This is a genomic window from Pseudomonas sp. HMSC076A11 (assembly GCF_001810205.1).
Taxonomy (GTDB): Bacteria; Pseudomonadota; Gammaproteobacteria; order Pseudomonadales; family Pseudomonadaceae; genus Pseudomonas; species Pseudomonas aeruginosa.
The window spans coordinates 6,643-31,464 of sequence record NZ_KV800265.1 but is presented as its reverse complement, the minus strand read 5'-3'; the positions used below and the strand labels follow the sequence as shown (position 1 = coordinate 31,464).

The following is a 24,822-nucleotide window of genomic DNA, read 5'->3' as shown; positions in this document are numbered from 1 at the left end:
ATACGAAAAAGCCCCTGCGCTTCACGGTCGCAGGGGCTTTTTCATGAGCGCCCGGCAATCAGGCGCGATCGCGTTCCAGCAACGGCTTGAGGAAGTGGCCGGTGTGCGACTGGGACATCTCGGCCACCTGCTCCGGCGTGCCGTTGGCGATGATCTGGCCGCCCTTGGAGCCGCCCTCGGGGCCGAGGTCGACCAGCCAGTCGGCGGTCTTGATCACGTCCAGGTTGTGCTCGATCACCACCACGGTGTTGCCGTGGTCGCGCAGGCGGTGGAGCACGTCGAGCAGTTGCTGGATGTCGGCGAAATGCAGGCCGGTGGTCGGTTCGTCGAGGATGTACAGGGTCTTGCCGGTATCGCGCTTGGACAGCTCGCGGGACAGCTTGACCCGTTGTGCCTCGCCGCCCGAGAGGGTGGTCGCGCTCTGGCCCAGCTTGATGTAGGACAGGCCGACGTCCATCAGCGTCTGCAGCTTGCGCGCCAGGGCGGGGACGGCGTCGAAGAACTCGCGGGCTTCCTCGATGGTCATCTCCAGCACCTCGTGGATGCTCTTGCCCTTGTAGCGGATCTCCAGGGTCTCGCGGTTGTAGCGCTTGCCCTTGCAGACATCGCAGGGAACGTAGATGTCCGGCAGGAAGTGCATCTCCACCTTGATCACGCCGTCGCCCTGGCAGGCCTCGCAACGGCCGCCCTTGACGTTGAACGAGAAGCGGCCGGGACCGTAGCCGCGCGAGCGGGCCTCCGGCACGCCGGAGAACAGTTCGCGGATCGGCGTGAACAGGCCGGTATAGGTCGCCGGGTTGGAGCGCGGGGTACGACCGATCGGGCTCTGGTCGATGTCGACCACCTTGTCCAGGTGCTGCAGGCCGTCGAACGAGTCATACGGCGCCACTTCCAGGGTAGTCGCGCCGTTCAGCGCGGTGGCGGTGATTGGGAACAGGGTGTTGTTGATCAGCGTCGACTTGCCGGAGCCCGAGACCCCGGTGATGCAGGTGAACAGGCCGACCGGGATTTCCAGGTTGACGTTCTGCAGGTTGTTGCCGCGGGCGCCTTTCAGCTTCAGCAGCTTCTTCTTGTCGCGCGGGGTGCGCTTGGCCGGAACCGCGATTTTCTTGCGCCCGGAAAGGTACTTGCCGGTCAGCGAGTCGGGGTGGTTCATCACCTGGTCGGGCGTACCTTCCGCCACTACCTGGCCGCCGTGCACGCCGGCGCCCGGACCGATGTCGACGACGTAGTCGGCGAGTCGGATCGCGTCCTCGTCGTGCTCGACCACGATCACCGTGTTGCCGAGGTTGCGCAGGTGGGTGAGGGTGCCGAGCAGGCGCTCGTTGTCGCGTTGGTGCAGGCCGATCGAGGGTTCGTCGAGGATGTACATCACTCCCACCAGGCCGGCGCCGATCTGGCTGGCCAGGCGGATGCGCTGGGCTTCGCCGCCGGACAGGGTGTCGGCGCTGCGGTCGAGGGTCAGGTAGTCGAGGCCGACGTTGACCAGGAATTGCAGGCGGTCGCGGATTTCCTTGAGGATCTTCGCCGCGATCTCGCCACGGCGGCCGGTCAGGCTGAGTCCGGCGGCATACTCGCAGGCTTCGCCGACCGGCATCGCGGTGATCGCCGGCAGCGTCCGGTCGCCGACCCACACATGCCGCGCCTCGCGGCGCAGGCGGGTACCGTGGCAATCCGGGCAGGGCTGGGTGCTGAGGAACTTGGCCAGCTCCTCGCGGACCGTGGCCGACTCGGTCTCGCGGTAGCGCCGCTCAAGGTTCGGCAGGATGCCTTCGAAGGGGTGCGAGCGCTTGACGATGTCGCCGCGGTCGTTGAGATAGCGGAAGTCGACGTTTTCCCGGCCGGAGCCGTAGAGCACCACCTTCTGGTGTTCGGCGCCGAGTTCGTCGAAGGGTTCTTCCAGGCTGAAGCCGTAATGCTGGGCCAGCGAACCGAGCATCTGGAAGTAATAGACGTTGCGCCGGTCCCAGCCGCGGATCGCGCCCTCGGCCAGGGTCAACTCGCCGTTGACCACCCGGCGCGCGTCGAAGAATTGCTTCACGCCGAGGCCGTCGCAGGTCGGACAGGCGCCGGCCGGGTTGTTGAAGGAGAACAGCTTGGGTTCCAGCTCGCTGATAGAGTGGCCGCAGACCGGGCAGGCGAAGCGCGCCGAGAAGATGATCTCCTCGACATCCTCGTCCTCGTCCATCGGTGCTACCAGGGCGATACCGTCGGCCAGGGACAGGGCGGTCTCGAACGACTCGGCCAGGCGTTGCTGGAGGTCCGCGCGAACCTTGAAGCGGTCCACCACCACATCGATGCTGTGCTTCTTCTGCTTATCCAGCTTCGGCACTTCGTCGAGTTCGTAGAGCTTGCCGTCGACCCGGGCGCGGACGAAGCCCTGCGCGCGCATCTCGTCGAACACCGCCAGGTGCTCGCCCTTGCGCTCGCGGATCACCGGCGCCAGCAGCATCAGCTTGCTGCCTTCCGGCAGGGCCAGGACCTGGTCGACCATCTGGCTGACGGTCTGCGCCTCCAGCGGGATGTCGTGGTCCGGGCAGCGCGGGGTACCGACGCGGGCATAAAGCAGGCGCAGGTAGTCGTAGATCTCGGTGATCGTACCCACGGTGGAGCGTGGGTTGTGGGAAGTGGACTTCTGTTCGATGGAAATCGCCGGCGACAGCCCTTCGATGGTGTCCACGTCCGGCTTCTCCATCATCGACAGGAACTGCCGGGCGTAGGCCGAGAGGGATTCCACGTAGCGCCGCTGGCCTTCCGCATAGAGCGTGTCGAAAGCCAGGGAAGACTTGCCGGAACCGGAAAGACCGGTGATCACGATCAGTTTGTCGCGTGGCAGTGTGAGGTCGACGTTCTTCAGGTTGTGGGTACGCGCCCCACGAATCAGGATCTTATCCACAGCGGCCTCGCATGGCGGGCGAAAACCGCTGATTATACGGCTGGCCGCTAGCGCGCGGCAAAGTGGCGCGCCTGTGCCGCGAGGGGGCGGACTGGTAGAATGCGCGGCATTTTTCCGGCGCGGGCATTGCCCCGGCCGCCCAGGAGCGGGCGGCGGCGCCATTGGCAGGGGCATGAGGCCTTGCCCTGCAGCGGTTTCTTCCATGAGGGTGTTATGCACGACTCACATACTGAGCGGATGAGCGGTACCGAAACGCGAGCGGCCGTCGGGCTGTCACTGGTATTCGCCTTCCGCATGCTCGGCATGTTCATGGTCCTGCCGGTGCTGGCCACCTACGGCCAGGACCTGGCCGGCGCGACCCCGGCGCTGATCGGCCTGGCCATCGGCGCCTATGGCCTGACCCAGGCGATCCTGCAGATTCCCTTCGGGACCATTTCCGACCGCATCGGCCGGCGCCCGGTGATCGTCGTCGGGCTGCTGATCTTCGCCGCCGGCGCGGCCCTCGCGGCCAATGCCGACTCCATCTGGGGGGTGATCGCCGGCCGCGTCCTGCAGGGCGCCGGGGCGATCTCGGCGGCGGTGATGGCGCTGCTCTCCGACCTCACCCGCGAGCAGCACCGGACCAAGGCGATGGCGATGATCGGCATGAGCATCGGCGTCTCCTTCGCCGTGGCCATGGTGCTCGGCCCGGTGCTGACCCATCTGTTCGGCCTGCATGGGCTGTTCTGGTTCACCGCCGGGATGGCGCTGGTCGGCCTGCTGCTGATCCTGTTCTTCGTCCCGCAGCCGGACCACATGACCCAGCACCGCGAATCCAGCGTGGCGCGCCAGGCCCTGCTGCCGACCCTGAAGCACGGCGACCTGCTGCGCCTGGACGCCGGCATCCTGATCCTCCACGCCATCCTCATGGCCAGCTTCGTCGCCTTGCCGCTGGCACTGGTGCACGAGGGGGGCCTGCCCAAGGAGCAGCACTGGTGGGTCTACCTGACCGCGCTGCTGGTCGGTTTCTTCGGCATGGTGCCGTTCATCATCTACGCCGAGAAGAAGCGTCGCATGAAGCGCGTGCTGACCGGCGCGGTGGCGACCCTGCTGGCCTGCGAACTGTTCTTCCTGGTCTTCGGTCACAGCCTGGCCATGCTGGTGGTCGGCACGGTGGTGTTCTTCACTGCTTTCAACCTGCTCGAAGCCTCGCTGCCGTCGCTGGTCAGCAAGGTCTCGCCGGCCGGCGGCAAGGGCACGGCGATGGGGGTGTATTCCACCAGCCAGTTCCTCGGCGCGGCGCTGGGCGGCATCCTCGGCGGCTGGATGTTCCAGCACGGCGGGCTGAGCATGGTGTTCATCGGATGCGCGGTGCTCGCTGCCCTCTGGCTGGCGATTGCTGTTACCATGCGCGAACCGCCTTATGTGACCAGCATTCGCCTGCCGCTCGCGCCCGCCGCGCTGCAGGACGTGGTGCTGGTCCAGCGATTCAGGGCGTTGCCCGGTGTGGCAGACGCCGTGGTGGTGGCCGAGGAGGCCGCCGCCTATGTCAAAGTGGATACCCAACAAGTGGATCGCACCGCCCTCGAGCGCCTGGCCCAGGCCGCGCCGGGCGGATGCTGAACCTTAGGAGAACGTCATGGCCCGTGGGGTTAACAAAGTCATTCTGGTTGGTAACGTCGGTGGTGACCCGGAAACCCGCTACATGCCCAACGGCAATGCGGTGACCAACATCACCCTCGCCACCAGCGAGAGCTGGAAGGACAAGCAGACCGGCCAGCAACAGGAGCGCACCGAATGGCACCGCGTGGTGTTCTTCGGCCGCCTGGCGGAGATCGCCGGCGAGTACCTGCGCAAGGGTTCCCAGGTCTACGTCGAAGGCAGCCTGCGCACCCGCAAGTGGCAGGGCCAGGACGGTCAGGATCGCTACACCACCGAGATCGTGGTCGACATCAACGGCAACATGCAGTTGCTCGGCGGCCGCCCCTCCGGCGACGATTCGCAGCGCGCCCCGCGCGAGCCCATGCAGCGCCCGCAGCAGGCCCCGCAGCAGCAGTCGCGTCCGGCCCCGCAGCAGCAACCGGCGCCGCAACCGGCCCAGGACTATGACAGCTTCGACGACGACATTCCGTTCTAAGCGACGCCTTTGCGGCGCGGCCCGTCCGCGCCACGGGCAGACCTTCGAAGACCCCCTGCCGCCCTCGGGCCGCAGGGGGTCTTCGTTTTCAGGCGACGCCGCGCTGCAAGGGCACTTCGTCCAGGCCGCCTATGGCGGATAGAGCTTCCCGCATGGCACTGAGCTTAAGGCAGGTTTCGCGATACTCGTGGGCCGGTTCCGAATCGCCTACCAGACCGCAGCCGGCGAACAGGTAGCCCCGGCCCGGCGTGAGCAGGGCCGAGCGCAGCGCCACCAGGAAATCGCCGTTGCCTTCGCCGTCGAGCCAGCCCAGCGGCGCGGCGTACCAGCCGCGGTCCATCCCTTCGTGCTGGCGGATGTAGTCCAGCGCCGCGCTGCGTGGGTAGCCGCCCACCGCGGGGGTCGGATGCAGCGCCTGCAGCAGCCGCAGGATGCCGCCTGCGTCAGCGAGGCGGGCGCGGATCGGCGTGTTCAGGTGCTGGACTCGCGCCAGTCGTTTCAGACCGGGCGCATCGGGGATTTCCAGCACCTCGCTGAAGGGTTCCAGGGCCGTACGGATCGCCTCCACCACCAACTGGTGTTCGTGCCTGTCCTTGGCGCTGTCCAGCAGGGCCTGTCCGAGCCGCGCATCTTCCTGGGCATCGCCGCCGCGGGCGATGGTCCCGGCCAGGGCATGGGTGAGTGCCTCGCCGGCGCGAATGCGGACCAGGCGTTCCGGGGAGGCGCCGAGGAAGCAGGCGTTGCCGCGGCGACAGGCGAACAGCTGGGCGTCGGCATGTTGCAGACGCAGGTGTTCGATGACCTGCCACGGCTCGATGTCGCCGAGAGGCCGGGCCTGGGTGCGGGCCAGCACGACCTTGCCGAAGCGTCCCTGGCGGACACTGCTTACCGCGTCGCTCACCTTGGCTTCCCATTGCCTGCGCTCCTGCGCCGAAGCGTCGCCCTGCGCGCCAGCGGTCGGCCCCGAGGGCCGGCGCCTGGCCGGCTGCCTCAGGCGCAGTAGCGCCGAGCAGTGGTAGGCGGCCAGGGCCAGGGCATCTTCGCCGGGCTTGGCCAGGTGTTGGCAGAGTACCCGGTAGCGTTCGCCCTCGCGCAGCACGGTGATGCCGGCGAGCATCAGGCTGGCATCGGCGAAGGCTTGCCAGTGTTCCTCGCGCGGGCCGCGCGGATCGAAGCGGAATCCGCCGCACAGGCGCGGCGCCAGCGGGCCCTCGACCACGGCGTCGGCGCAGAGCAATTGCCAGTTTTCCTCGATCCGGGCGAAGCGCTGTTCGCCGTGGCCTTGCAGCTCCAGGGCGCAGCCCCAGGCGAAGAACGCCAGCTCGGGCTGTTCCCAGTACAGGCAGGGCGTTTGCCGGTCGTCCCAGGCACCGAATACCTGCAGCGGGTCCAATGGGTCGATCTCGAACGACGCCGCCACCAGCACCGGACGATCGAGCGCCTGCGCCTGGCCGATGGCGCGCTCGAAGGTGCCGCGCAAGGCGTGCAGGCACTGGCTCAGGGGCGCCAGCCGGCTCATGCGGCACCCCGTGTCTGGCGCCAGTACTTGATCTGCTCGGCGATGTACCAGTGGATGATCTGCGCGAACAGTCCCTCGACGAAGGGCGCGTCGAGTCCGTTTTCCTCGGCCCAGCGGGCGCGCTCGGGGAGCATCGCGGCGACCCGCTCGGGCGCCGGAATCGCCGCTTCGCTGGCCTTGAAGCGCGACGCCGCCTTGACGTAGTCCATGCGGCGGCCGAGGGCCTGGACGATATCCAGGTCGATCCGGTCGATGGCCTCGCGGATGTCCGCCAGGCCGGTGCAGTCTTCGGGAGTTTTCATCATGCAACCTCTCGGGAAAGGGCGTCGGGATGTGCGAGGCGGCGCAGCAGGTGCTCGATCACCGCGTCGCGCCTCTCGCTCAGGTAGAAGTGGCCGCCAGGAAAGCGCCGCAGCCTGGCGGGAGTCCGGCTGGCGTCGCTCCAGGCCTGCGCCTCGGCGGCGCTGACTTCCTCGTCGTGCTCGCCGAGGAGGACGTCGAGGGCGCAGGCCAGGGCGATGGGCTGCGCCCGTCGGTAGGTCTCGATTGCCTGGTAGTCGGCGCGCAGGATCGGCAGGAACAGCGCGCGCAGGTCGGCGTCCTCGAGTAGCTCGCTGGCGCCACCCTGGCGGCGGACGTCCTCCAGCAGCGCCGCCTCGTCGCCGCGGTGCAACGCGCCGCCGCGTTGCCGGTGCGGTGCCGGATGGGCGGAGACGAACAGGTGGCGCAGCGGCGCGCCGGCGCTTTCCAGGCGCAGGGCGGTTTCGTAGGCCAGCGCCGCGCCGAGACTGTGGCCGAACAGCGCCAGGGGCGCGTCGGCGAAATCGCGCAGGGCGAGGGCGGCGCCGTCGGCGAGGTCCTCCAGGCGGGTGGCCGGCGCCTCGTTGAAGCGGTCCTCGCGACCCGGGTACTGCAGGGCAAGCAGGTCGATGTCTGGCGGCAGGCGTTCGCTCCAGCTACGGAAGAAGCTGGCGCTGCCGCCTGCATGGGGGAAGCAGGCCAGGCGCAGGCGCGGCATCGGCGTCAGGCGGAGCGGCCGGACCCAGGCGGAGCTCATGCGCGGGCCTCCAGCTCGCGGCGCAGGCGCTCGCGCAGGTCCTTCTTGCTGATCTTGCCGATGCCGGTCTGGGGGAAGGCCGGGACCAGCTCGATGCGGTCCGGCACCTTGAACGCGGCCAGCCCGCAGGCGTGCAGGTATTGCTTCAGCTTCAGCGCCGAGGGCGCCGGCTGGCGCGGGATGACGAAGGCGCAGGTGCGCTCGCCGAGCAGGCTGTCGGGCATCGCCACGACGGTGGCGTCGTGCACCTGCGGATGGGCGATCAGCAGGTTCTCCACCTCTTCCGCGGCGATCTTCTCGCCGCCGCGGTTGATCTGGTCCTTGTCGCGGCCCTCCACCACCAGGTAGCCGTCCTTGTCGCGGCTGACCCGGTCGCCGGTGCGGTAGAAGCCGTCCGCGCTGAAGGCCTTGGCGTTGTGTTCGGGCAGGCGGTAGTAGCCGCGGATGGTGTAGGGACCGCGCACGGTCAGTTCGCCGACCTCGCCGGGGCCGACCTCGCGGCCCTCGGCGTCGACCACCCGCACTTCGTCGTCCGGCGACAGCGGCCGGCCCTGGGTATGCAGCACGCGTTCGGGCGGATCGTCCAGGCGGGTGTAGCAGATCAGCCCCTCGGCCATTCCCAGCACCTGTTGCAACTGGCAGCCGAGCACCGGTTCGACGCGTTGCGCGGCACTGCTGCCGAGCCTGGAGCCGCCGACCTGGAGCAGACGCAGGCTGGATAGATCGGCGCGGCGGCTTTCCTGGGCATCCAGCCAGAGCATCGCCAGCGGCGGTACCAGGGCGGTGTGGGTGACCCGTTCACGGGCGATCAGGGCGAAGCAATGCTCGGGATCGGCGCGCTGGCTGACCACCACGCGGCCGCCGGCCAGCAGCGTGCCGATCACTCCGGGGCAGCAGAGGGTGAAGTTGTGCGCCATCGGCAAGCCGGTGAGGTACACCGTGTGCTCGTCGAAGCCGCAGACCTTGGCGCTGGCGCGGACGTTGTAGAGATACTCGCGATGACGCCGGGGAATCAGCTTCGGCGTGCCGGTGGTGCCGCCGGACAACTGGAAGCAGGCGATATCCTCGGCGCGGGCGGCGCAGTCTTCCAGCGCGTCGGCCTGGTACAGCGGTGCCAGCGCTTGCAGCGGCGCCTCGGCCTCGCCGTGGATCAGCGCCATCCGGCAGGCGCCGCTGGAGAGCAGCTCACGGGCCATCGGCCGTGGGTCGAAGCCGTCGATCCGTTCGGCGCCGATGTAGGCCTTGGCCTCGGCGAAGCGGCAGAAACCGCTGATCTCATGCTGGCGATGGGCGGGGAGGGCGAGCACCGGGCGTACGCCGAGCTGGAACAGGGCGAAGCAGGTCTCGACGAAGGCGATGCCGTTGGGCAGGTGCAGCACTACCGTGTCGCCATGTGCGAGGCCGGCCTGGCGCAGTCCGGCTGCCAGGCGGCGGCAGCGCTGGAGCAGGTCGGCATAGCTGAGCCGCTGGTCGTCGTCGCAGAGCGCGATCCGCTGCGGATGGCGCGCGGCGCTGGCGGCCAGGGCTTCGGCGAAGCTCCGGTCCTGCCAGTGGCCGGCGTCGAGATAGCGGCGGACGAAGGCGGCGGGCCAGTCGGGGGCGTCGTCGACGGGCGATGGGGTGACGGGCGAGGAAGTCATGCGATCTCCGTGGATGCGGTCGATTGCCATTGCTGGGAAATGAGATTTATTATCATTGGCGGGCGGCAGGGACCGCGCAAGCCCGCGCCTTTCGATTGCGGGGCTTTTTCATTCGCTGCAGGGGCGGAGTGCAGGGCGCTTTGTCCATCTCCGCTAAAAAGTCCCCCTGCCCCCACGTATCCAGGAAGGCGTCGCCGCGTCGGCAGCGCCCGGGCTACAGGAAAACCTGATGACCATCACCATCATTGCTCCGCCACAGGCCGATGCCGCCGCGCCGGCACCGGGCAACCGGCCCGGCGTCGCGCACATCGATCCGAACATGAAGCTGGTGACCGGAACCTTCTGTTCGGCCAGCGAGGACTGGTTCGAGGAACCGCTGGAGCGCGGCCTGCGCCTGATCCTCGTGCAGAGCGGCCAGTTGCGCTGCCGGATTCCCGGCCAGCCCGAGCACCTCATCGAGGGGCCGAGCCTGTGCACCATCGCAAACGATGGCGACTTCACCTCGGCGCAGATCTACGGCACCGACAAGCCGTTGCGCTACACCATCGTCCAGCTCGGCGTCGAAGCCCTGGACAGCCGCCTCGGCTGGCTGCCCGAGCAACTGATACGCCGCCCCGGCGGCGATCCGCGGATCATGAGCTGCCCGGCGCCGCGGGCGATGCAGGCGTTGGCCTCGCAGATCGCCACCTGCCAGATGCTCGGTCCGACCCGCGATCTCTACCTCGGCGGCAAGGCCCTGGAGTTGGCCGCGCTCAGCGCCCAGTTCCTTTCCGGCGAGGGGCGCCCCGTCGAGGAGCCGCGCATCACCTGCTCCGAGGTCGAGCGCATCCACGCCGCCCGCGACCTGCTGGTCGGCGCCTTGCAGGAACCACCGTCGCTGGACACGCTGGCCAGCCGCGTGGGCATGAACCCGCGCAAGCTGACCGCCGGCTTCCGCAAGGTGTTCGGCGCCAGCGTATTCGGCTACCTGCAGGAGTACCGCCTGCGCGAGGCGCACCGGATGCTCTGCGACGAAGAGGCGAACGTCTCCACGGTGGCCTACCGGGTGGGCTACAGCCCGGCGCATTTCTCCATCGCTTTCCGCAAGCGCTACGGCATCTCCCCCAGCGAGATCCGCTGAGTCTCCGCGACGACCCCCGACCCGGCCACGGGAGGGGTGTCGCCGCTGCGGGATGACGCTGCATCTAACGAAACAGTCCGGCTGTCTAAAGCATTGCCGGCCAGGCCTTCCAGGCAAGTGAGATAAGGTCGCATTTGATAATCGTTGCCAGGAACTGGCAACCGACCTCAGATGCTTGCCCTAGGGAGCCCCCATGGATCTGCCCCCCGATTCCCGTACCGCCCTGCGCGACTGGCTGACCGAGCAGCTCGCCGACCTGCTCGGTGAACCGCTTGCCGACGTGCGCGCCCTGGCGGACGACGACGACCTGCTGGGCTGCGGCCTCGACTCGATCCGCCTGATGTACCTGCAGGAACGCCTGCGCGCGCGTGGCTCGACGCTGGACTTCGCCCAGTTGGCGCAGCGCCCCTGCCTGGGGGCCTGGCTCGACCTGCTGGCCTGCGCGGACCGGCTGTCCGCCCCGGCAACGGTCGCGCTGCCGGCGGCGCAGGATCGCGACCAGCCGTTCGAGCTGTCTTCCGTGCAGCAGGCCTACTGGCTGGGACGTGGCGCCGGCGAGGTGCTGGGCAACGTCAGCTGCCATGCCTTCCTGGAATTCCGCGCGCGGGATGTCGACCCGCAGCGCCTGGCCGCGGCGGCGGAGTGCGTGCGTCAACGCCACCCGATGCTGCGGGCGCGCTTCTTCGACGGTCGCCAGCAGATCCTTCCGACGCCGCCGCTGTCCTGCTTCGACCTGCAGGACTGGCGCACTTTGCAGGTGGACGAGGCCGAGCGCGACTGGCAGGCGCTGCGCGACTGGCGCGCCCATGAATGCCTGGCGGTGGAGCGTGGCCAGGTGTTCCTGCTCGGGCTGGTGCGCATGCCGGGCGGCGAGGATCGCCTCTGGCTGAGTCTCGACCTGCTTGCCGCCGATGTCGAAAGCCTGCGCCTGCTGCTGGCCGAACTGGGCGTTGCCTACCTGGCGCCGGAGCGCCTGGCGGAGCCGCCGGCGCTGCATTTCGCCGACTACCTGGCGCGCCGTGCGGCGCAACGCGCCGAGGCCGCGGCGCGGGCCCGCGACTACTGGCTGGAACGCCTGCCGCGCTTGCCGGACGCGCCGGCCCTGCCGTTGGCCTGCGCGCCGGAAAGCATCCGCCAGCCGCGCACCCGGCGCCTGGCATTCCAGCTTTCCGCCGGCGAGAGCCGGCGCCTGGAGCGTCTTGCCGCGCAGCATGGCGTGACCTTGTCCAGCGTGTTCGGCTGCACCTTCGCGCTGGTCCTGGCGCGCTGGAGCGAAAGCGCGGAATTTCTCCTCAACGTGCCGTTGTTCGATCGGCATGCCGACGACCCGCGTATCGGCGAAGTGATCGCCGACTTCACCACCCTCTTGCTGCTGGAGTGCCGGATGCAGGCCGGGGTGTCCTTCGCCGAGGCGGTGAAGAGCTTCCAGCGCAACCTCCACGGAGCCATCGACCACGCCGCATTCCCCGCCCTGGAGGTGCTCCGCGAGGCGCGCCGGCGGGGCCAGCCGCGCTCGGCGCCGGTGGTGTTCGCCAGCAACCTGGGCGAGGAGGGCTTCGTCCCGGCGGCCTTCCGCGACGCTTTCGGCGATCTCCACGACATGCTCTCGCAGACCCCGCAGGTCTGGCTCGACCACCAGCTCTACCGGGTGGGCGACGGTATCCTGCTGGCCTGGGACAGCGTCGTCGGCCTGTTCCCCGAAGGTCTGCCGGAAACCATGTTCGAAGCCTACGTGGGGCTGCTCCAGCGTCTCTGCGACAGCGCCTGGGAGCAGCCCGCCGATCTGCCGTTGCCCTGGGCGCAGCAGGCGCGCCGGGCCCTGCTCAACGGCCAGCCGGCATGCGCCACGGCGCGCACCCTGCATCGCGACTTCTTCCTTCGCGCCGCCGAGGCGCCGGATGCTGACGCGCTGCTCTATCGCGACCAACGTGTCACCCGCGGCGAACTGGCCGAGCGTGCGCTGCGCATCGCCGGCGGCCTGCGCGAAGCCGGGGTGCGCCCCGGCGACGCGGTCGAGGTCAGCCTGCCGCGCGGACCGCAGCAGGTCGCGGCGGTATTCGGCGTGCTCGCCGCAGGCGCCTGCTACGTGCCGCTGGACATCGACCAGCCGCCCGCACGGCGGCGCCTGATCGAAGAGGCCGCCGGGGTATGCCTGGCGATCACCGAGGAGGACGATCCGCAGGCCTTGCCGCCGCGCCTGGATGTCCAGCGCCTGCTGCGCGGCCCGGCGCTGGCCGCCCCCGTGCCGCTGGCGCCGCAGGCGAGTGCCTATGTGATCTACACCTCGGGCTCCACCGGGGTGCCCAAGGGCGTCGAGGTCAGCCACGCGGCGGCGATCAATACCATCGACGCGCTGCTCGACCTGCTGCGGGTGAACGCATCGGATCGCTTGCTGGCGGTCTCCGCGCTGGACTTCGATCTGTCGGTCTTCGACCTGTTCGGCGGCCTCGGCGCCGGTGCCAGCCTGGTCCTGCCGGCCCAGGAACAGGCGCGCGATGCCGCTGCCTGGGCGGAGGCTATCCAGCGGCATGCGGTGAGCCTGTGGAACTCGGCGCCGGCCTTGCTGGAGATGGCCCTCAGCCTGCCGGCGAGCCAGGCCGACTATCGCAGTCTGCGGGCGGTGCTGCTGTCCGGCGACTGGGTGGCTCTGGACCTGCCCGGCCGCCTGCGCCCACGTTGTGCCGAAGGCTGCCGCCTGCATGTGCTGGGTGGCGCTACCGAAGCGGGCATCTGGTCGAACCTGCAGAGCGTCGATACGGTGCCGCCGCACTGGCGTTCGATTCCCTACGGCCGGCCATTGCCGGGACAGGCCTACCGGGTGGTCGACACCCACGGGCGCGACGTGCCGGACCTGGTGGTCGGCGAGCTGTGGATCGGCGGCGCCAGCCTGGCCCGCAGCTATCGCAACGATCCCGAACTCAGCGCCCGGCGCTTCGTCCACGATGCCCAGGGCCGCTGGTATCGCACCGGCGATCGCGGTCGCTACTGGGGCGACGGTACCCTGGAATTCCTCGGTCGGGTCGACCAGCAGGTGAAAGTGCGCGGCCAGCGCATCGAGTTGGGCGAGGTGGAGGCCGCGCTGTGCGCCCAGGCTGGCGTGGAGAGCGCCTGCGCGGTGGTGCTCGGCGGTGGCGTGGCGAGCCTCGGCGCGGTGCTGGTACCGCGCCTGGCGCCACGGGCCGAAGGCTCCATGGAACTACCGGCCGCACAGCCCTTCTCCGGCCTGGCAGAGGCCGAGGCGGTACTCACCGGGAAATCCTCGGCGCGCTGCTGGAGGCGCCGCTGGAGCTAGACGACGGTTTGCGCCGGCGCTGGCTGGACTGGCTAGCGGACTCCGCCGCCAGCGCGCTGCCGTCGCTCGACGAGGCGTTGCGCCGGCTCGGCTGGCAGGCCGCGGGGCTGACCGCGATGGGCAACGCTCTGCGCGGCCTGCTCGCCGGCGAACAGGCGCCGGCCGCGCTGCTCCTCGATCCCTGGCTGGCGCCGCAGGCGGTGGCCGCGCGCCTGCCGGACGGCCGCGAGGCCCTGGCGCGCCTGCTCGAAGCGCTGCCGACGCCGGCTGCCGGCGAACGCCTGCGGGTGGCGGTGCTGGATACCCGCGCCGGGCTCTGGCTCGACCAGGGCATGGCCTCGCTGTTGCGCCCGGGGCTGGAACTGACCCTCTTCGAACGCAGCCGCGTCCTCCTCGACGCCGCCGCCACCCGCTTGCCGGAACGGATCGTGGTGCAGGCGCTGGACGACGGCCTGCTACCTGCCGAGCACCTCGGTCGCTACGACCGGGTGATCAGCTTCGCCGCGCTGCACGCCTACGAGGCCAGCCGCGAAGGCCTGGCGCTGGCGGCGGCGCTGCTGCGCCCGCAGGGCCGCCTGTTGCTGGTGGACCTGCTATGCGAGTCGCCACTGGCGCTGCTCGGTGCGGCCTTGCTCGACGACCGGCCGCTGCGCCTGGCGGAGTTGCCGAGCCTGTTGGCCGATCTCGCCGCTGCGGGACTGGCGCCGCGTTGCCTGTGGCGCAGCGAACGGCTCGCCCTGGTCGAGGCGCTGGCGCCGGGACTCGGGCTCGACGCCGCCGCGCTCCAGGCCGGCCTGGAGCAACGCCTGCCCCAGGCGATGCGGCCCGAACGCCTGTGGTGCCTGCCAAGCCTGCCGTTGAACGGCAATGGCAAGGTCGATCGTCGCCGCCTGGCCGAGAGCATGACCCGCGCACTCGGCGAGTGTCGTCACGAGCCCTCGGCGGAGGAGCCGCTGGAAGCCCATGAGCAAGCGCTGGCCGAGTGCTGGGAAGCGGTTCTCAAACGCCCGGTGCGTCGTCGCGAGGCGAGCTTCTTCAGCCTCGGCGGCGACAGCCTGCTGGCGACCCGCCTGCTGGCCGGCATACGTGAGCGTTTCGGCGTACGCCTGGGCATGGCCGACTTCTATCGCCAGCCGACCCTGGCCGGTCTTGCCCGCCACTTGCAGGCGCAGACCGTCGAAATCGAGGAAACCCAACTGGAAGAGGGCGTGCTATGAGCCTCGGCGAACTGCTGGAAACCTGCCGCAGCCGGCGCATCGAACTCTGGAGCGAGGCGGGCCGCCTGCGCTATCGCGCCCCCCAGGGCGCCCTCGACGCCGGCCTCGCCGAGCGCCTGCGGGCCGAGCGCGAGGCCCTGCTGGAACACCTGGAAGGCGGCCCTGGCTGGCGCGCCGAACCCGACCTGGCCCACCAGCGCTTCCCATTGACCCCGGTGCAGGCCGCCTACGTGCTGGGCCGCCAGGCGGCCTTCGACTACGGCGGTAACGCCTGCCAGCTGTACGCCGAGTACGACTGGCCGGTCGACACCGATCCGGCGCGCCTGGAGGCGGCCTGGAACGCCATGGTCGAGCGCCACCCGATGCTGCGCGCGGTGATCGAGGACAACGCCTGGCAGCGCGTGCTGCCCGAGGTGCCCTGGCAGCGGCTGACCGTGCATGCCTGCGCGGGGCTCGACGAGGCCGCTTTCCAGGCGCACCTGGAGCGGGTCCGCGAACGCCTCGACCACGCCTGCGCGGCGCTCGACCAGTGGCCGGTCCTGCGCCCCGAGCTGAGTATCGGCCGGGATGCCTGCGTACTGCACTGCTCGGTGGATTTCACCCTGGTCGACTACGCCAGCCTGCAATTGCTGCTTGGCGAATGGCGCCGCCGCTATCTCGATCCGCAATGGACGGCGGAACCGCTGGAGGCGACCTTCCGCGACTATGTCGGCGTCGAGCAGCGCCGACGCCAGTCGCCAGCCTGGCAGCGCGACCGCGACTGGTGGCTGGCGCGTCTCGACGCGCTACCGGGGCGTCCCGACCTGCCGCTGCGGGTGCAGCCGGACACCCGGTCCACGCGCTTCCGGCACTTCCACGCGCGCCTCGACGAGGCCGCCTGGCAGGCGCTCGGCGCGCGCGCCGGCGAACACGGCCTGAGCGCTGCCGGCGTGGCCCTGGCGGCCTTCGCCGAGACCATCGGTCGCTGGAGCCAGGCACCGGCGTTCTGTCTCAACCTGACGGTACTCAACCGGCCGCCGCTGCATCCGCAGCTGGCGCAGGTGCTCGGTGACTTCACCGCGCTCAGCCTGCTGGCAGTGGACAGCCGCCACGGCGACAGTTTCGTCGAGCGTGCCCGACGCATCGGCGAGCAGATGTTCGACGACCTCGACCACCCGACCTTCAGCGGCGTCGACCTGCTGCGCGAACTGGCGCGCCGGCGTGGTCGCGGCGCCGATCTGATGCCGGTGGTGTTCACCAGTGGCATCGGCAGCGTGCAGCGCCTGCTCGGCGATGGCGAGGCGCCGCGCGCGCCACGCTACATGATCAGCCAGACCCCGCAGGTCTGGCTGGACTGCCAGGTCACCGACCAGTTCGGCGGCCTGGAGATCGGCTGGGACGTACGCCTCGGGTTGTTCCCCGAGGGCCAGGCGGAAGCCATGTTCGACGACTTCGTCGGGCTGCTCCGGCGCCTGGCGCAGAGCCCGCGCGCCTGGACCTACGGCGATGCCACGGAACCCGTCGAGGCGCCGCCGCAGGCGTTGCCCGGTAGTGCCCGGAGCATCGCCGCCGGTTTCGCCGAGCGTGCCCTGCTGACCCCCGACGCCACGGCGATCCACGATGCCGCCGGCAGCTACAGCTACCGCCAGGTCGCCCAGCACGCCAGCGCCCTGCGCCGCGTCCTGGAAGCGCACGGCGCGGGCCGTGGCCGGCGGGTCGCGGTGATGCTGCCGAAAAGCGCCGCGCAATTGGTCGCGGTGATCGGCATCCTCCAGGCCGGCGCCGCCTATGTGCCGGTAGACATCCGCCAGCCTCCGCTGCGGCGCCAGGCGATCCTCGCCAGCGCCGAAGTGGTCGCGCTGGTCTGCCTGGAAAGCGATGTCCCGGACGTCGGCTGCGCCTGCGTGGCCATCGACCGGCTGGCCGCCGACAGCGCCTGGCCGCCACCGCCCGCGGCGGAGGTGGCGGCGGACGACCTCGCCTACGTGATCTACACCTCCGGCTCCACCGGCACGCCAAAGGGCGTGATGCTCAGCCATGCGGCGGTGAGCAACACGCTGCTCGACATCAACCAGCGCTACGGCGTCGACGCCAACGACCGCGTCCTCGGCCTCGCCGAGCTGAGCTTCGACCTCTCGGTCTACGACTTCTTCGGCGCCACCGCGGCGGGGGCCCAGGTGGTCCTCCCGGACCCGGCGCGCGGCAGCGATCCATCGCACTGGGCGGAACTGCTGGAACGCCACGCCATCACCCTGTGGAACTCGGTGCCGGCCCAAGGCCAGATGCTCATCGATTACCTGGAGAGCGAGCCGCAACGTCACCTGCCGGGACCGCGCTGCGTGCTCTGGTCCGGTGACTGGATTCCGGTCAGCCTGCCGACCCGCTGGTGGCGGCGCTGGCCGGACAGCGCGCTGTTCAGCCTGGGCGGCGCCACCGAGGCGGCGATCTGGTCGATCGAGCAGCCGATCCGCCCGCAGCACACCGAGCTGGCCAGCATCCCTTATGGCCGTGCCCTGCGTGGGCAGAGCGTGGAAGTCCTGGATGCCCGCGGGCGGCGCTGCCCGCCGGGCGTGCGCGGCGAGATCCATATCGGCGGGGTGGGCCTGGCGCTCGGCTACGCCGGCGATCCGCAGCGCACCGCCGAACGCTTCGTCCGTCACCCCGATGGCCGTCGCCTGTATCGCACCGGCGACCTCGGCCGCTACCTGGCCGACGGCAGCATCGAGTTCCTCGGTCGCGAGGACGACCAGGTGAAGATTCGCGGCCACCGCATCGAACTGGCCGAGCTGGACGCCGCGCTGTGCGCCCATCCGCAGGTCAACCTGGCGGCCACCGTGGTGCTCGGCGAGACCCACGAGCGCAGCCTGGCCAGCTTCGTCACCCTGCATGCGCCGGTGGAGGCTGGCGAGGATCCGCGTACGGCGCTCGACGCGGTGCGCCAGCGGGCGGCCCAGGCCTTGCGCCGCGACTGGGGCAGCGAGGAGGGCATCGCCGCGGCGGTGGCCGCACTCGACCGTGCCTGCCTCGCCTCGTTGGCCGCCTGGCTGGCCGGCAGCGGTCTGTTCGCCAGTGCGACGCCGCTGGACTTCGCCACCCTGTGCCAGCGCCTCGGTATCGCCGAGGCGCGCCAGCGCCTGCTGCGCCACTGGTTGCGCCAGCTGGAGGAGGGCGGCTACCTGCGCGCCGAGGGCGAGGGCTGGCTGGGCTGCGCCGAGCGTCCCGCGCAGAGTCCGGAGGACGCCTGGACGGCGTTCGCCGGCTGCGCGCCGGCGGCGCTCTGGCCGGCCGAGCTGGTCGCCTACCTGCGTGACAGCGCGCAATCCCTCGGCGAGCAACTGGCCGGGCGGATCAGCCCGGCGGCGCTGATGTTCCCGCAGGGCTCGGCGCGCATCGCCGAGGCCATGTACAGCCAGGGCCTGCATGCCCAGGCGCTGCACGAGGCGATGGCCGAGGCCATCGCCGCCATCGTCGAGCGCCAGCCGCAACGGCGCTGGCGCCTGCTGGAGCTTGGCGCCGGCACCGCCGCCGCCAGCCGCGCGGTGATCGCCCGGTTGGCGCCGCTGGTGCAGCGAGGGGCGGAGGTGGACTACCTGTTCACCGACGTTTCCAGCTACTTCCTCGCCGCCGCCCGCGAGCGCTTCGCCGACCAGCCGTGGGTACGCTTCGGCCGCTTCGACATGAACGGCGATCTTCTCGACCAGGGCGTGGCGCCGCACTCGGTGGATATCCTGCTCAGCTCCGGGGCCTTGAACAACGCGCTGGACACCCCGGCGCTGCTGGCCGGCCTGCGCGAGTTGCTGAGCGCCGACGCCTGGCTGGTGATCCAGGAACTGACGCGCGAGCACAACGAGATCAGCGTCAGCCAGAGCCTGATGATGGAAAACCCGCGCGACCTCCGCGACGAGCGCCGCCAACTGTTCGTCCACACCGGGCAATGGCTGGAGTGGCTGGCGGCACAGGGTGGCGACCTGGCTTGTGGGGTGGTGCCGCCGGGCAGCGCTCTCGACCTGCTTGGCTACGATGTCCTGCTGGCTCGCTGCAAGACCGACCGCGCCCGCCTGGAGCCGGCCGAGCTGCTGGCCTTCGTCGAAGCGCGGGTGCCGCGCTACATGCTCCCGGCGCAGTTGCGCGTGCTCGAACGCCTGCCGGTCACCGGCAACGGCAAGATCGACCGCAAGGCCCTGACCGGCTTTGCCCGCCAGCCCCAGGCGGACCTTCGGCATGGCGTCGCGCAGGCACCGGCCGACGAACTGGAGAATGCGCTGCTGGCACTCTGGCGGGAGGTGCTGGACAACCCGTCGCTGGGCGTCGAGCAAGACTTCTTCGGGGCTGGCGGCGACTCGCTGTTGATCGCCCAGTTGATCGCCCGTTTGCGCGAACGACTGGAAAGCGCCCGCCGGCATCCGTTCGATCGCCTGCTACGCTGGGCGCTCAGCCAGCCGACGCCGCGCGGCCTGGCCGAACGCCTGCGCAGCGCGCCGGAAGAGGGCCGTGGGCCAGCCCTGGCCGCGGCGCGCGGCGTCGCCCCGGCGCAGGCCGGCATGTCGCGCGCACCGCTCGCCGAGGGCGCGGTGGCGCTCGACCCGCTGGTGCGCCTGGTGCCCGGCGAGGGCGTGCCGAGGGTGCTGGTCCACGAAGGCCTCGGCACGCTGCTGCCGTACCGCCCGCTGCTTCGCGCCCTGGGTGAGGGGCGGCCGTTGCTGGGGCTGGCCGTGCATGACAGCGACGCCTACCTGGCGATCCCCGCCGAGCATCTCAACGCCTGCCTCGGCCGCCGCTACGCTGAGGCGCTCCATGGCGCCGGGCTGCGTGAGGTTGACCTGCTCGGCTACTGCTCCGGCGGGCTGGTCGCCCTGGAGACCGCCAAGTCCCTGGTCCAGTGCGGGGTGCGCGTGCGCCAGCTGGATATCGTCTCCAGCTACCGGATTCCCTACCGGGTGGACGACGAGCGCCTACTGTTGTTCAGCTTCGCCGCGACCCTCGGACTGGATACCGCGGCGCTCGGCTTCCCCGCGCCGGAACGTCTCGGCCAGGCGGTGCAGGCGGCGCTCGCGCAGACACCGGAGCGCCTGGGCGCCGAGGCGCTGGCGGAGCTACCGGGCCTGGCCGATCTCGTCGCCCTGCGCGGCCGCGTGCTACAGGCGGCCAGCGGTAGCGCCGACGCCGCCAGCGTCGAACGCGACACCCTCTACCGACTGTTCTGTCACTCGGTGCGTGCCAGCCAGGCCGCGGCGCCGGAGCCCTACGTCGGCGCGCTGCGGCTGTTCGTGCCGGACGCCGGCAACCCATTGGTGCCGTGCTACGCCGAGGCCCTGGAGACCCAATGGCGGGCCGCCGCGCTCGGCGCGTGCGGCATCCACGAGGTGCCCGGCGGGCACTTCGACTGCCTGGGCGAAGCCCTGGCGCAATCCCTGTCGAAACCCATGCCAGAGGAGGCGAGCCGATGAGCGACGTCCGTTCCGTGGTGGTCGCCGGTTCCCGGTTCGGCCAGTTCTATGCCGCCGGCGTCGCCGCCGATCCGCGCTTCGTCCTGCGCGGGATCCTTGGCCAGGGCAGCCGGCGTTCGCGGGCGTTGGCCGAGCGCCTCGGGGTGGAGACCTGGTGCGAGGTCGAGGCGTTGCCCGACGATGTCCGCCTGGCCTGCGTCGCGGTCGGCGGCGCGGCACGCGGCGAGCAGGGCCCGGCGCTGGCCGAGGCGCTGATGGCGCGTGGCATCGACGTGCTGATCGAGCATCCGTTGCTGCCGCGCGAATGGCAGGACCTGCTGCGCAGCGCCGAGCGCCTGGGCCGGCGCTGCCTGCTCAACACCTTCTATCCGCAGTTGCCGGCGGTGGCGCGTTTCATCGAGCTGGGCCGCCAGTTGCATCGCCGGCGCGGCATCCGCCACCTGGACGCGGCCTGCGGGGTGCAGGTCGGTTTCGCCACCCTGGACATCCTCGCCGCGTTGCTGGAGGGCGTTGGCCCCTGGTCGCTGGAGTCGCCCTCGAACGACCTGTCGGCGATGCGCGGGCTGTCCCTGGTGTTGGCGGAAGTGCCGTTGAGCCTGCTCGTGCTCAACGAACTGGCGGCCGCCGACGACGGGCGCATGACCTTGTTGCAGCGCGTCAGCCTGACCACCGATCGCGGCACGCTGAGCCTGCTCAGCCCCCATGGCCCGTTGTTGTGGACGCCTGCGGTGGCGGTACCGGCAGAGGATGACGACGGCCTGTTCGCGCTGTTCGACGAGATAGCCGGCGAACCGCTGCCCAGCGCCCAGCTCTGGTATGCCGAACCGTGCAGCTGGGCCCAGGTGCACCAGCGCCTGTGGCCGGCGGCGGCGGCCGAGGCGCTGGCGCTGCTCGCCGACGGCGACGAGGTGCGTCGGCGCAACCAACGCAGCCTGGAGGTCGCCGCCCTGTGGCAGCGGATCGGCGAGTGCCTTGGCTTCCCTGAGGCGCCGCCGGCGTCGCTGGCGCCGGCGAGCCTGGAACAGGTGCTGGAGCAAGCCTCGTGACCCCGGTGCTGTGGCGCCTGCTGCGCACCTATCGCTGGCGGCTGGCGGCGGCCATGGGGTTGCAGGCCCTGGCCGGGCTCTGCTCGCTGTTGCCCTGGATGCTTCTCGCCTGGCTCGCCGAGCCGCTGGCGCGCGGCCAGGCGCAGCCGGCCCTGCTGGCCCTGGTGCTGCTGGCGGTGCTGGCCTGGCTGGGCTGCCAGGCGCTGGCCGCGCACCTGGCCCACCGGGTCGACGCGGACCTCTGCAACGACCTGCGCCTGCGCCTGCTGGCGCACCTGCAACGGCTGCCGCTGGACTGGTTCGGTCGCCAGGGCCCGGACGGCGTGGCGCGCCTCGTGGAGCAGGACGTGCGGGCCCTGCACCAACTGATCGCGCACGCTCCCAACGATCTCAGCAACCTGTTGGTGGTGCCGCTCGTCGCGTTGCTCTGGCTGGCCTGGCTGCACCCCTGGCTGCTGCTGTTCTGCCTGCTGCCGCTGGTGCTGGCCGCCGCCGGCTTCCTGCTGCTGCGCTCGGCGCGCTATCGCGACCTGGTGCTGCGGCGCAACGCCGCGCTGGAAAGGCTCTCGGCGGACTATGGCGAATTCGCCCACAACCTGCTGCTGGCCCGACAGTACCCCGGCGCCGGCATACAACAGGGCGCCGAGGCGTCGGCGGCGGCCTTCGGCGAAGCGTTCGGCGCCTGGGTGAAGCGGGTCGGCCACCTCGCCGCGCTGGTCTACGTGCAGTTGTCGACGCCCTGGCTGCTGGCCTGGGTCCTGCTCGGCGCGCTGGCCCTGGATGCCCTCGGCGTGCCGCTGGCGCTCGGCCAGGCCTGTGCCTTCCTGCTCCTGCTGCGGGCCTTGGCTGCCCCGGTGCAGGCGCTCGGCCACGGCGGCGACGCGCTGCTGGGCGCGCGCGCCGCCGCCGAGCGCCTGCAGCAGGTGTTCGACCAGGCGCCGCTGGCCGAGGGCCGCTCGACCCGCGAGCCGGTCGATGGCGCGGTGGCGCTGCACGGCCTGGGCCATGCCTATGAAGGCGTGGAGGTCCTGGCCGATATCGATCTGGAGCTGGAGGATGGCAGCCTGGTGGCCCTGGTCGGTCCCTCGGGCTCCGGCAAGAGCACCCTGCTGCACCTGCTGGCGCGCTACATGGACGCGCAGCGCGGCGAACTGGAGGTTGGCGGCCTGGCACTGAAGGACATGCCCGATGCCGTGCGCCATCGGCATATCGCGCTGGTCGGCCAGCAGGCGGCGGCGCTGGAGATATCCCTGGCCGACAACATTGCCCTGTTCCGCCCCGATGCCGATCTCCAGGAGATTCGCCAGGCGGCCCGTGACGCCTGCCTCGACGAGCGCATCATGGCCCTGCCGCGTGGCTACGACAGCGTGCCGGGACGCGACCTGCAACTGTCCGGCGGCGAACTGCAACGACTGGCCCTGGCCCGTGCGCTGCTATCGCCGGCGCGCCTGTTGCTGCTCGACGAGCCAACCTCGGCGCTGGATCCGCAGACCGCCCGGCAGGTCCTGCGCAACCTGCGCGAACGCGGCGGTGGCCGGACCCGGGTGATCGTCGCCCATCGTCTGGCCGAAGTCAGCGATGCCGACCTGATCCTGGTGCTGGTCGCTGGCCGTCTGGTCGAACGCGGCGAGCACGCGGCGCTGTTGGCGGCGGACGGCGCCTATGCGCGCTTGTGGCGTGAACAGAACGGCGCGGAGGTGGCGGCATGACCCTGTTCGAACGAATGCGTGCGCTGCCCGAAGACTGCCGTGCCGCGTTGCGCCGGGCGAGCGCCTGGGCGGTCCTGGCGGCGCTGCTGGACGCCGCTTGTGGCGTATTGCTGGTGCCGTTGGTCGAGGCCTGGTTCGCCGAAGGCGCGTTGCCCTGGCGCTGGGTCGCCGCATTGCTCGGCTTGAGCCTGGCGCAGGCGCTGTTGCAGTACCTGGCCCTGCGTCGCGGTTTCGCCGCCGGCGGCTCGCTGGCGGCTGGACTGGTGCGCAGCCTGGTGGCGCGCTTGCCGCGCCTGGCGCCGCCGGCGCTGCGCCGGGTCGCGCCGGCCGAAGGCCTGCTGCGCGGCCCGGTGATGCAGGCGATGGGCATTCCGGCGCACCTGCTGGGGCCGCTGATCGCCGCGTTGGTGACGCCGCTCGGGGTGATCCTCGGGTTGTTCCTGATCGACCCGTCCATCGCCCTCGGCCTGCTCGTTGCCGGTGCCGTCCTCGCTGCGCTGTTGCGCTGGAGCGGGCGGCGCAATCTGGCGGCGGAGGATGCCCGGCTGGCCGCCGAGCGCGACGCCGCACGGCAGTTGCAGGCGTTCGCCGAACGCCAGCCGCTGCTGCGCGCGGCGCAGCGCGAAAGCGTCGCCCGCCAGGGGCTGGAAGAGGCCTTGCGCAGTCTCCACCGCAGCACCCTGGATCTGTTGCGGCGCAGCCTGCCCAGCGGCCTCGGCTTCGCCCTGGCGGTGCAGGCGGCGTTCGCCTTCGCCCTGCTCGGCGGCGCCTGGGCGGTGGAGCGGCAATGGCTGGACGGCGCTCGGCTGGTGGCCGTGCTGGTGCTGCTGGTGCGCTTCATCGAGCCGCTGGCCCAGCTCACCCATCTCGACCAGGCGTTGCGCGGCGCCTGGCAGGCGCTGGATACCCTGCTGCGGGTTTTCGCCCTGGCTCCGCTGCGCAGCCCCGAGCCGGGCGAGCGGCCGCACGACGCCAGCCTGGCGGCCGAGGCCGTGGAATTGCGCCTGGAAGATGGCCGCGCCTTGCTCGAGGACATTTCCCTGAGGCTGGAGCCGGGTTCGCTGAACGTCCTCGTCGGACCCTCCGGGGCCGGCAAGAGCAGCCTGCTGGCGCTGCTCGGGCGGCTCTACGACGTCGATGCCGGGCGTGTCCTGCTGGGTGGCGTGGATATCCGCCGGTTGAGCGAAACGACCCTCGCCGCCAGTCGTAACCTGGTGTTCCAGGACAACGGCCTGTTCCGCGGCAGCGTTGCCTGGAACCTGCGCATGGCGCGAGCGGACGCCGATCTCGAAGCGCTGCGCGAGGCGGCGCGGGCGGTTGGCCTGCTGGAAGAGATCGAGGCCTGGCCGCAGGGCTGGGACAGCGACGTCGGTCCCGGCGGCGCGCTGCTGTCCGGCGGCCAGCGGCAACGCCTGTGCCTGGCTCGCGGGCTGCTCTCGACGGCGCCGTTGCTGCTGCTCGACGAGCCCACCGCCAGCCTCGACGCCGCCAGCGAGGCGCAGGTGCTGCGCAGCCTGCTCGGGTTGCGCGGCCGGCGCACCCTGCTGGTAGTGACCCACCGCCCGGCGCTGGCGCGTCAGGCCGACCAGGTACTGCTGCTGGAGGAGGGGCGCCTGCGCCTCAGCGGACGTCACGCCGATCTGCTCGTCCGGGACGACTGGTATGCCGGTTTCGTCGGGCTGGCGGGCGAGGAAAGTTCCGCGACGGTCGTGGATCGATAGAGAAAGACCGGCAATCGAAAAAGCCCCGGAGACGATTTCTTCATAATGATAAGCATTATCAAA

General features: G+C 70.8%; 12 protein-coding genes and 1 pseudogene. 8 read left to right on the top strand and 5 right to left on the bottom strand.

What is annotated here, in order from left to right:
* Window positions 1–58: 58 nt before the first annotated feature.
* Window positions 59–2,896, bottom strand: coding sequence for an excinuclease ABC subunit UvrA (gene uvrA / locus HMPREF2716_RS02310; protein ID WP_003118151.1), 2,838 nt, complete (start codon window positions 2,894–2,896; stop codon window positions 59–61).
* A gap of 213 nt (window positions 2,897–3,109) precedes the next feature.
* On the opposite strand from uvrA, the gene HMPREF2716_RS02305 reads away from it, so the two are divergent.
* Together HMPREF2716_RS02305 and ssb are read left to right on the top strand one after the other, a co-directional pair.
* The gene (locus HMPREF2716_RS02305) at window positions 3,110–4,498 is read left to right on the top strand and encodes an MFS transporter (RefSeq protein WP_070621789.1); all 1,389 of its coding nucleotides are present in this window, start codon (window positions 3,110–3,112) and stop codon (window positions 4,496–4,498) included.
* 16 nt (window positions 4,499–4,514) lie between these two features.
* Window positions 4,515–5,012, top strand: coding sequence for a single-stranded DNA-binding protein (gene ssb / locus HMPREF2716_RS02300; protein WP_003114685.1), 498 nt, complete (start codon window positions 4,515–4,517; stop codon window positions 5,010–5,012).
* 88 nt (window positions 5,013–5,100) lie between these two features.
* On the opposite strand, the gene pchA is transcribed toward ssb, so the two are convergent.
* From pchA to pchD, 4 genes are read right to left on the bottom strand one after another with little or no spacing between them, the layout of a single operon-like run.
* Window positions 5,101–6,531 carry an isochorismate synthase PchA gene (gene pchA, locus HMPREF2716_RS02295; protein WP_003114686.1) on the bottom strand — a complete coding sequence of 477 codons (1,431 nt, stop codon included), beginning with the start codon at window positions 6,529–6,531 and terminating at the stop codon, window positions 5,101–5,103.
* Window positions 6,528–6,833: an isochorismate lyase PchB gene (gene pchB / locus HMPREF2716_RS02290; RefSeq protein WP_003106950.1), complete on the bottom strand. Its 306-nt coding sequence runs from the start codon at window positions 6,831–6,833 to the stop codon at window positions 6,528–6,530. Before pchB ends, pchA begins: the two co-directional genes overlap by 4 nt.
* Window positions 6,833–7,588, bottom strand: coding sequence for a pyochelin biosynthesis editing thioesterase PchC (gene pchC / locus HMPREF2716_RS02285; RefSeq protein ID WP_003142837.1), 756 nt, complete (start codon window positions 7,586–7,588; stop codon window positions 6,833–6,835). The genes pchB and pchC overlap by 1 nt, the downstream gene beginning before the upstream one ends.
* The gene (gene pchD, locus HMPREF2716_RS02280) at window positions 7,585–9,228 is read right to left on the bottom strand and encodes a pyochelin biosynthesis salicyl-AMP ligase PchD (RefSeq protein ID WP_023518047.1); all 1,644 of its coding nucleotides are present in this window, start codon (window positions 9,226–9,228) and stop codon (window positions 7,585–7,587) included. Before pchD ends, pchC begins: the two co-directional genes overlap by 4 nt.
* A 229-nt stretch (window positions 9,229–9,457) precedes the next feature.
* Here pchD and pchR point away from each other — a divergent pair, with 229 nt between their 5' ends.
* The 6 genes and pseudogenes from pchR to pchI all read left to right on the top strand — a co-directional run bounded on the left by pchR (window position 9,458) and on the right by pchI (window position 24,759).
* Window positions 9,458–10,348 (top strand): pyochelin biosynthesis transcriptional regulator PchR, encoded by an 891-nt coding sequence (gene pchR / locus HMPREF2716_RS02275; RefSeq protein ID WP_003106955.1) that lies wholly within the window; start codon window positions 9,458–9,460, stop codon window positions 10,346–10,348.
* Window positions 10,349–10,541: 193 nt separating this feature from the next.
* A pseudogene (gene pchE, locus HMPREF2716_RS02270) lies at window positions 10,542–14,857 on the top strand (pyochelin non-ribosomal peptide synthetase PchE).
* Window positions 14,854–20,283 (top strand): pyochelin non-ribosomal peptide synthetase PchF, encoded by a 5,430-nt coding sequence (gene pchF / locus HMPREF2716_RS02265; RefSeq protein WP_023518045.1) that lies wholly within the window; start codon window positions 14,854–14,856, stop codon window positions 20,281–20,283. The pseudogene pchE and the gene pchF overlap by 4 nt, the downstream one beginning before the upstream one ends.
* On the top strand, window positions 20,280–21,329 hold the full coding sequence (gene pchG, locus HMPREF2716_RS02260) for a pyochelin biosynthesis thiazoline reductase PchG (RefSeq protein WP_023088845.1): 1,050 nt from the start codon (window positions 20,280–20,282) through the stop codon (window positions 21,327–21,329). Before pchF ends, pchG begins: the two co-directional genes overlap by 4 nt.
* Window positions 21,326–23,038 carry an ABC transporter ATP-binding protein PchH gene (pchH, locus tag HMPREF2716_RS02255; RefSeq protein ID WP_003123949.1) on the top strand — a complete coding sequence of 571 codons (1,713 nt, stop codon included), beginning with the start codon at window positions 21,326–21,328 and terminating at the stop codon, window positions 23,036–23,038. Before pchG ends, pchH begins: the two co-directional genes overlap by 4 nt.
* Window positions 23,035–24,759, top strand: a complete 1,725-nt coding sequence (gene pchI, locus HMPREF2716_RS02250) for an ABC transporter ATP-binding protein PchI (protein WP_023128343.1) — start codon at window positions 23,035–23,037, stop codon at window positions 24,757–24,759. The genes pchH and pchI overlap by 4 nt, the downstream gene beginning before the upstream one ends.
* The last annotated feature ends 63 nt before the right edge of the window (window positions 24,760–24,822 follow it).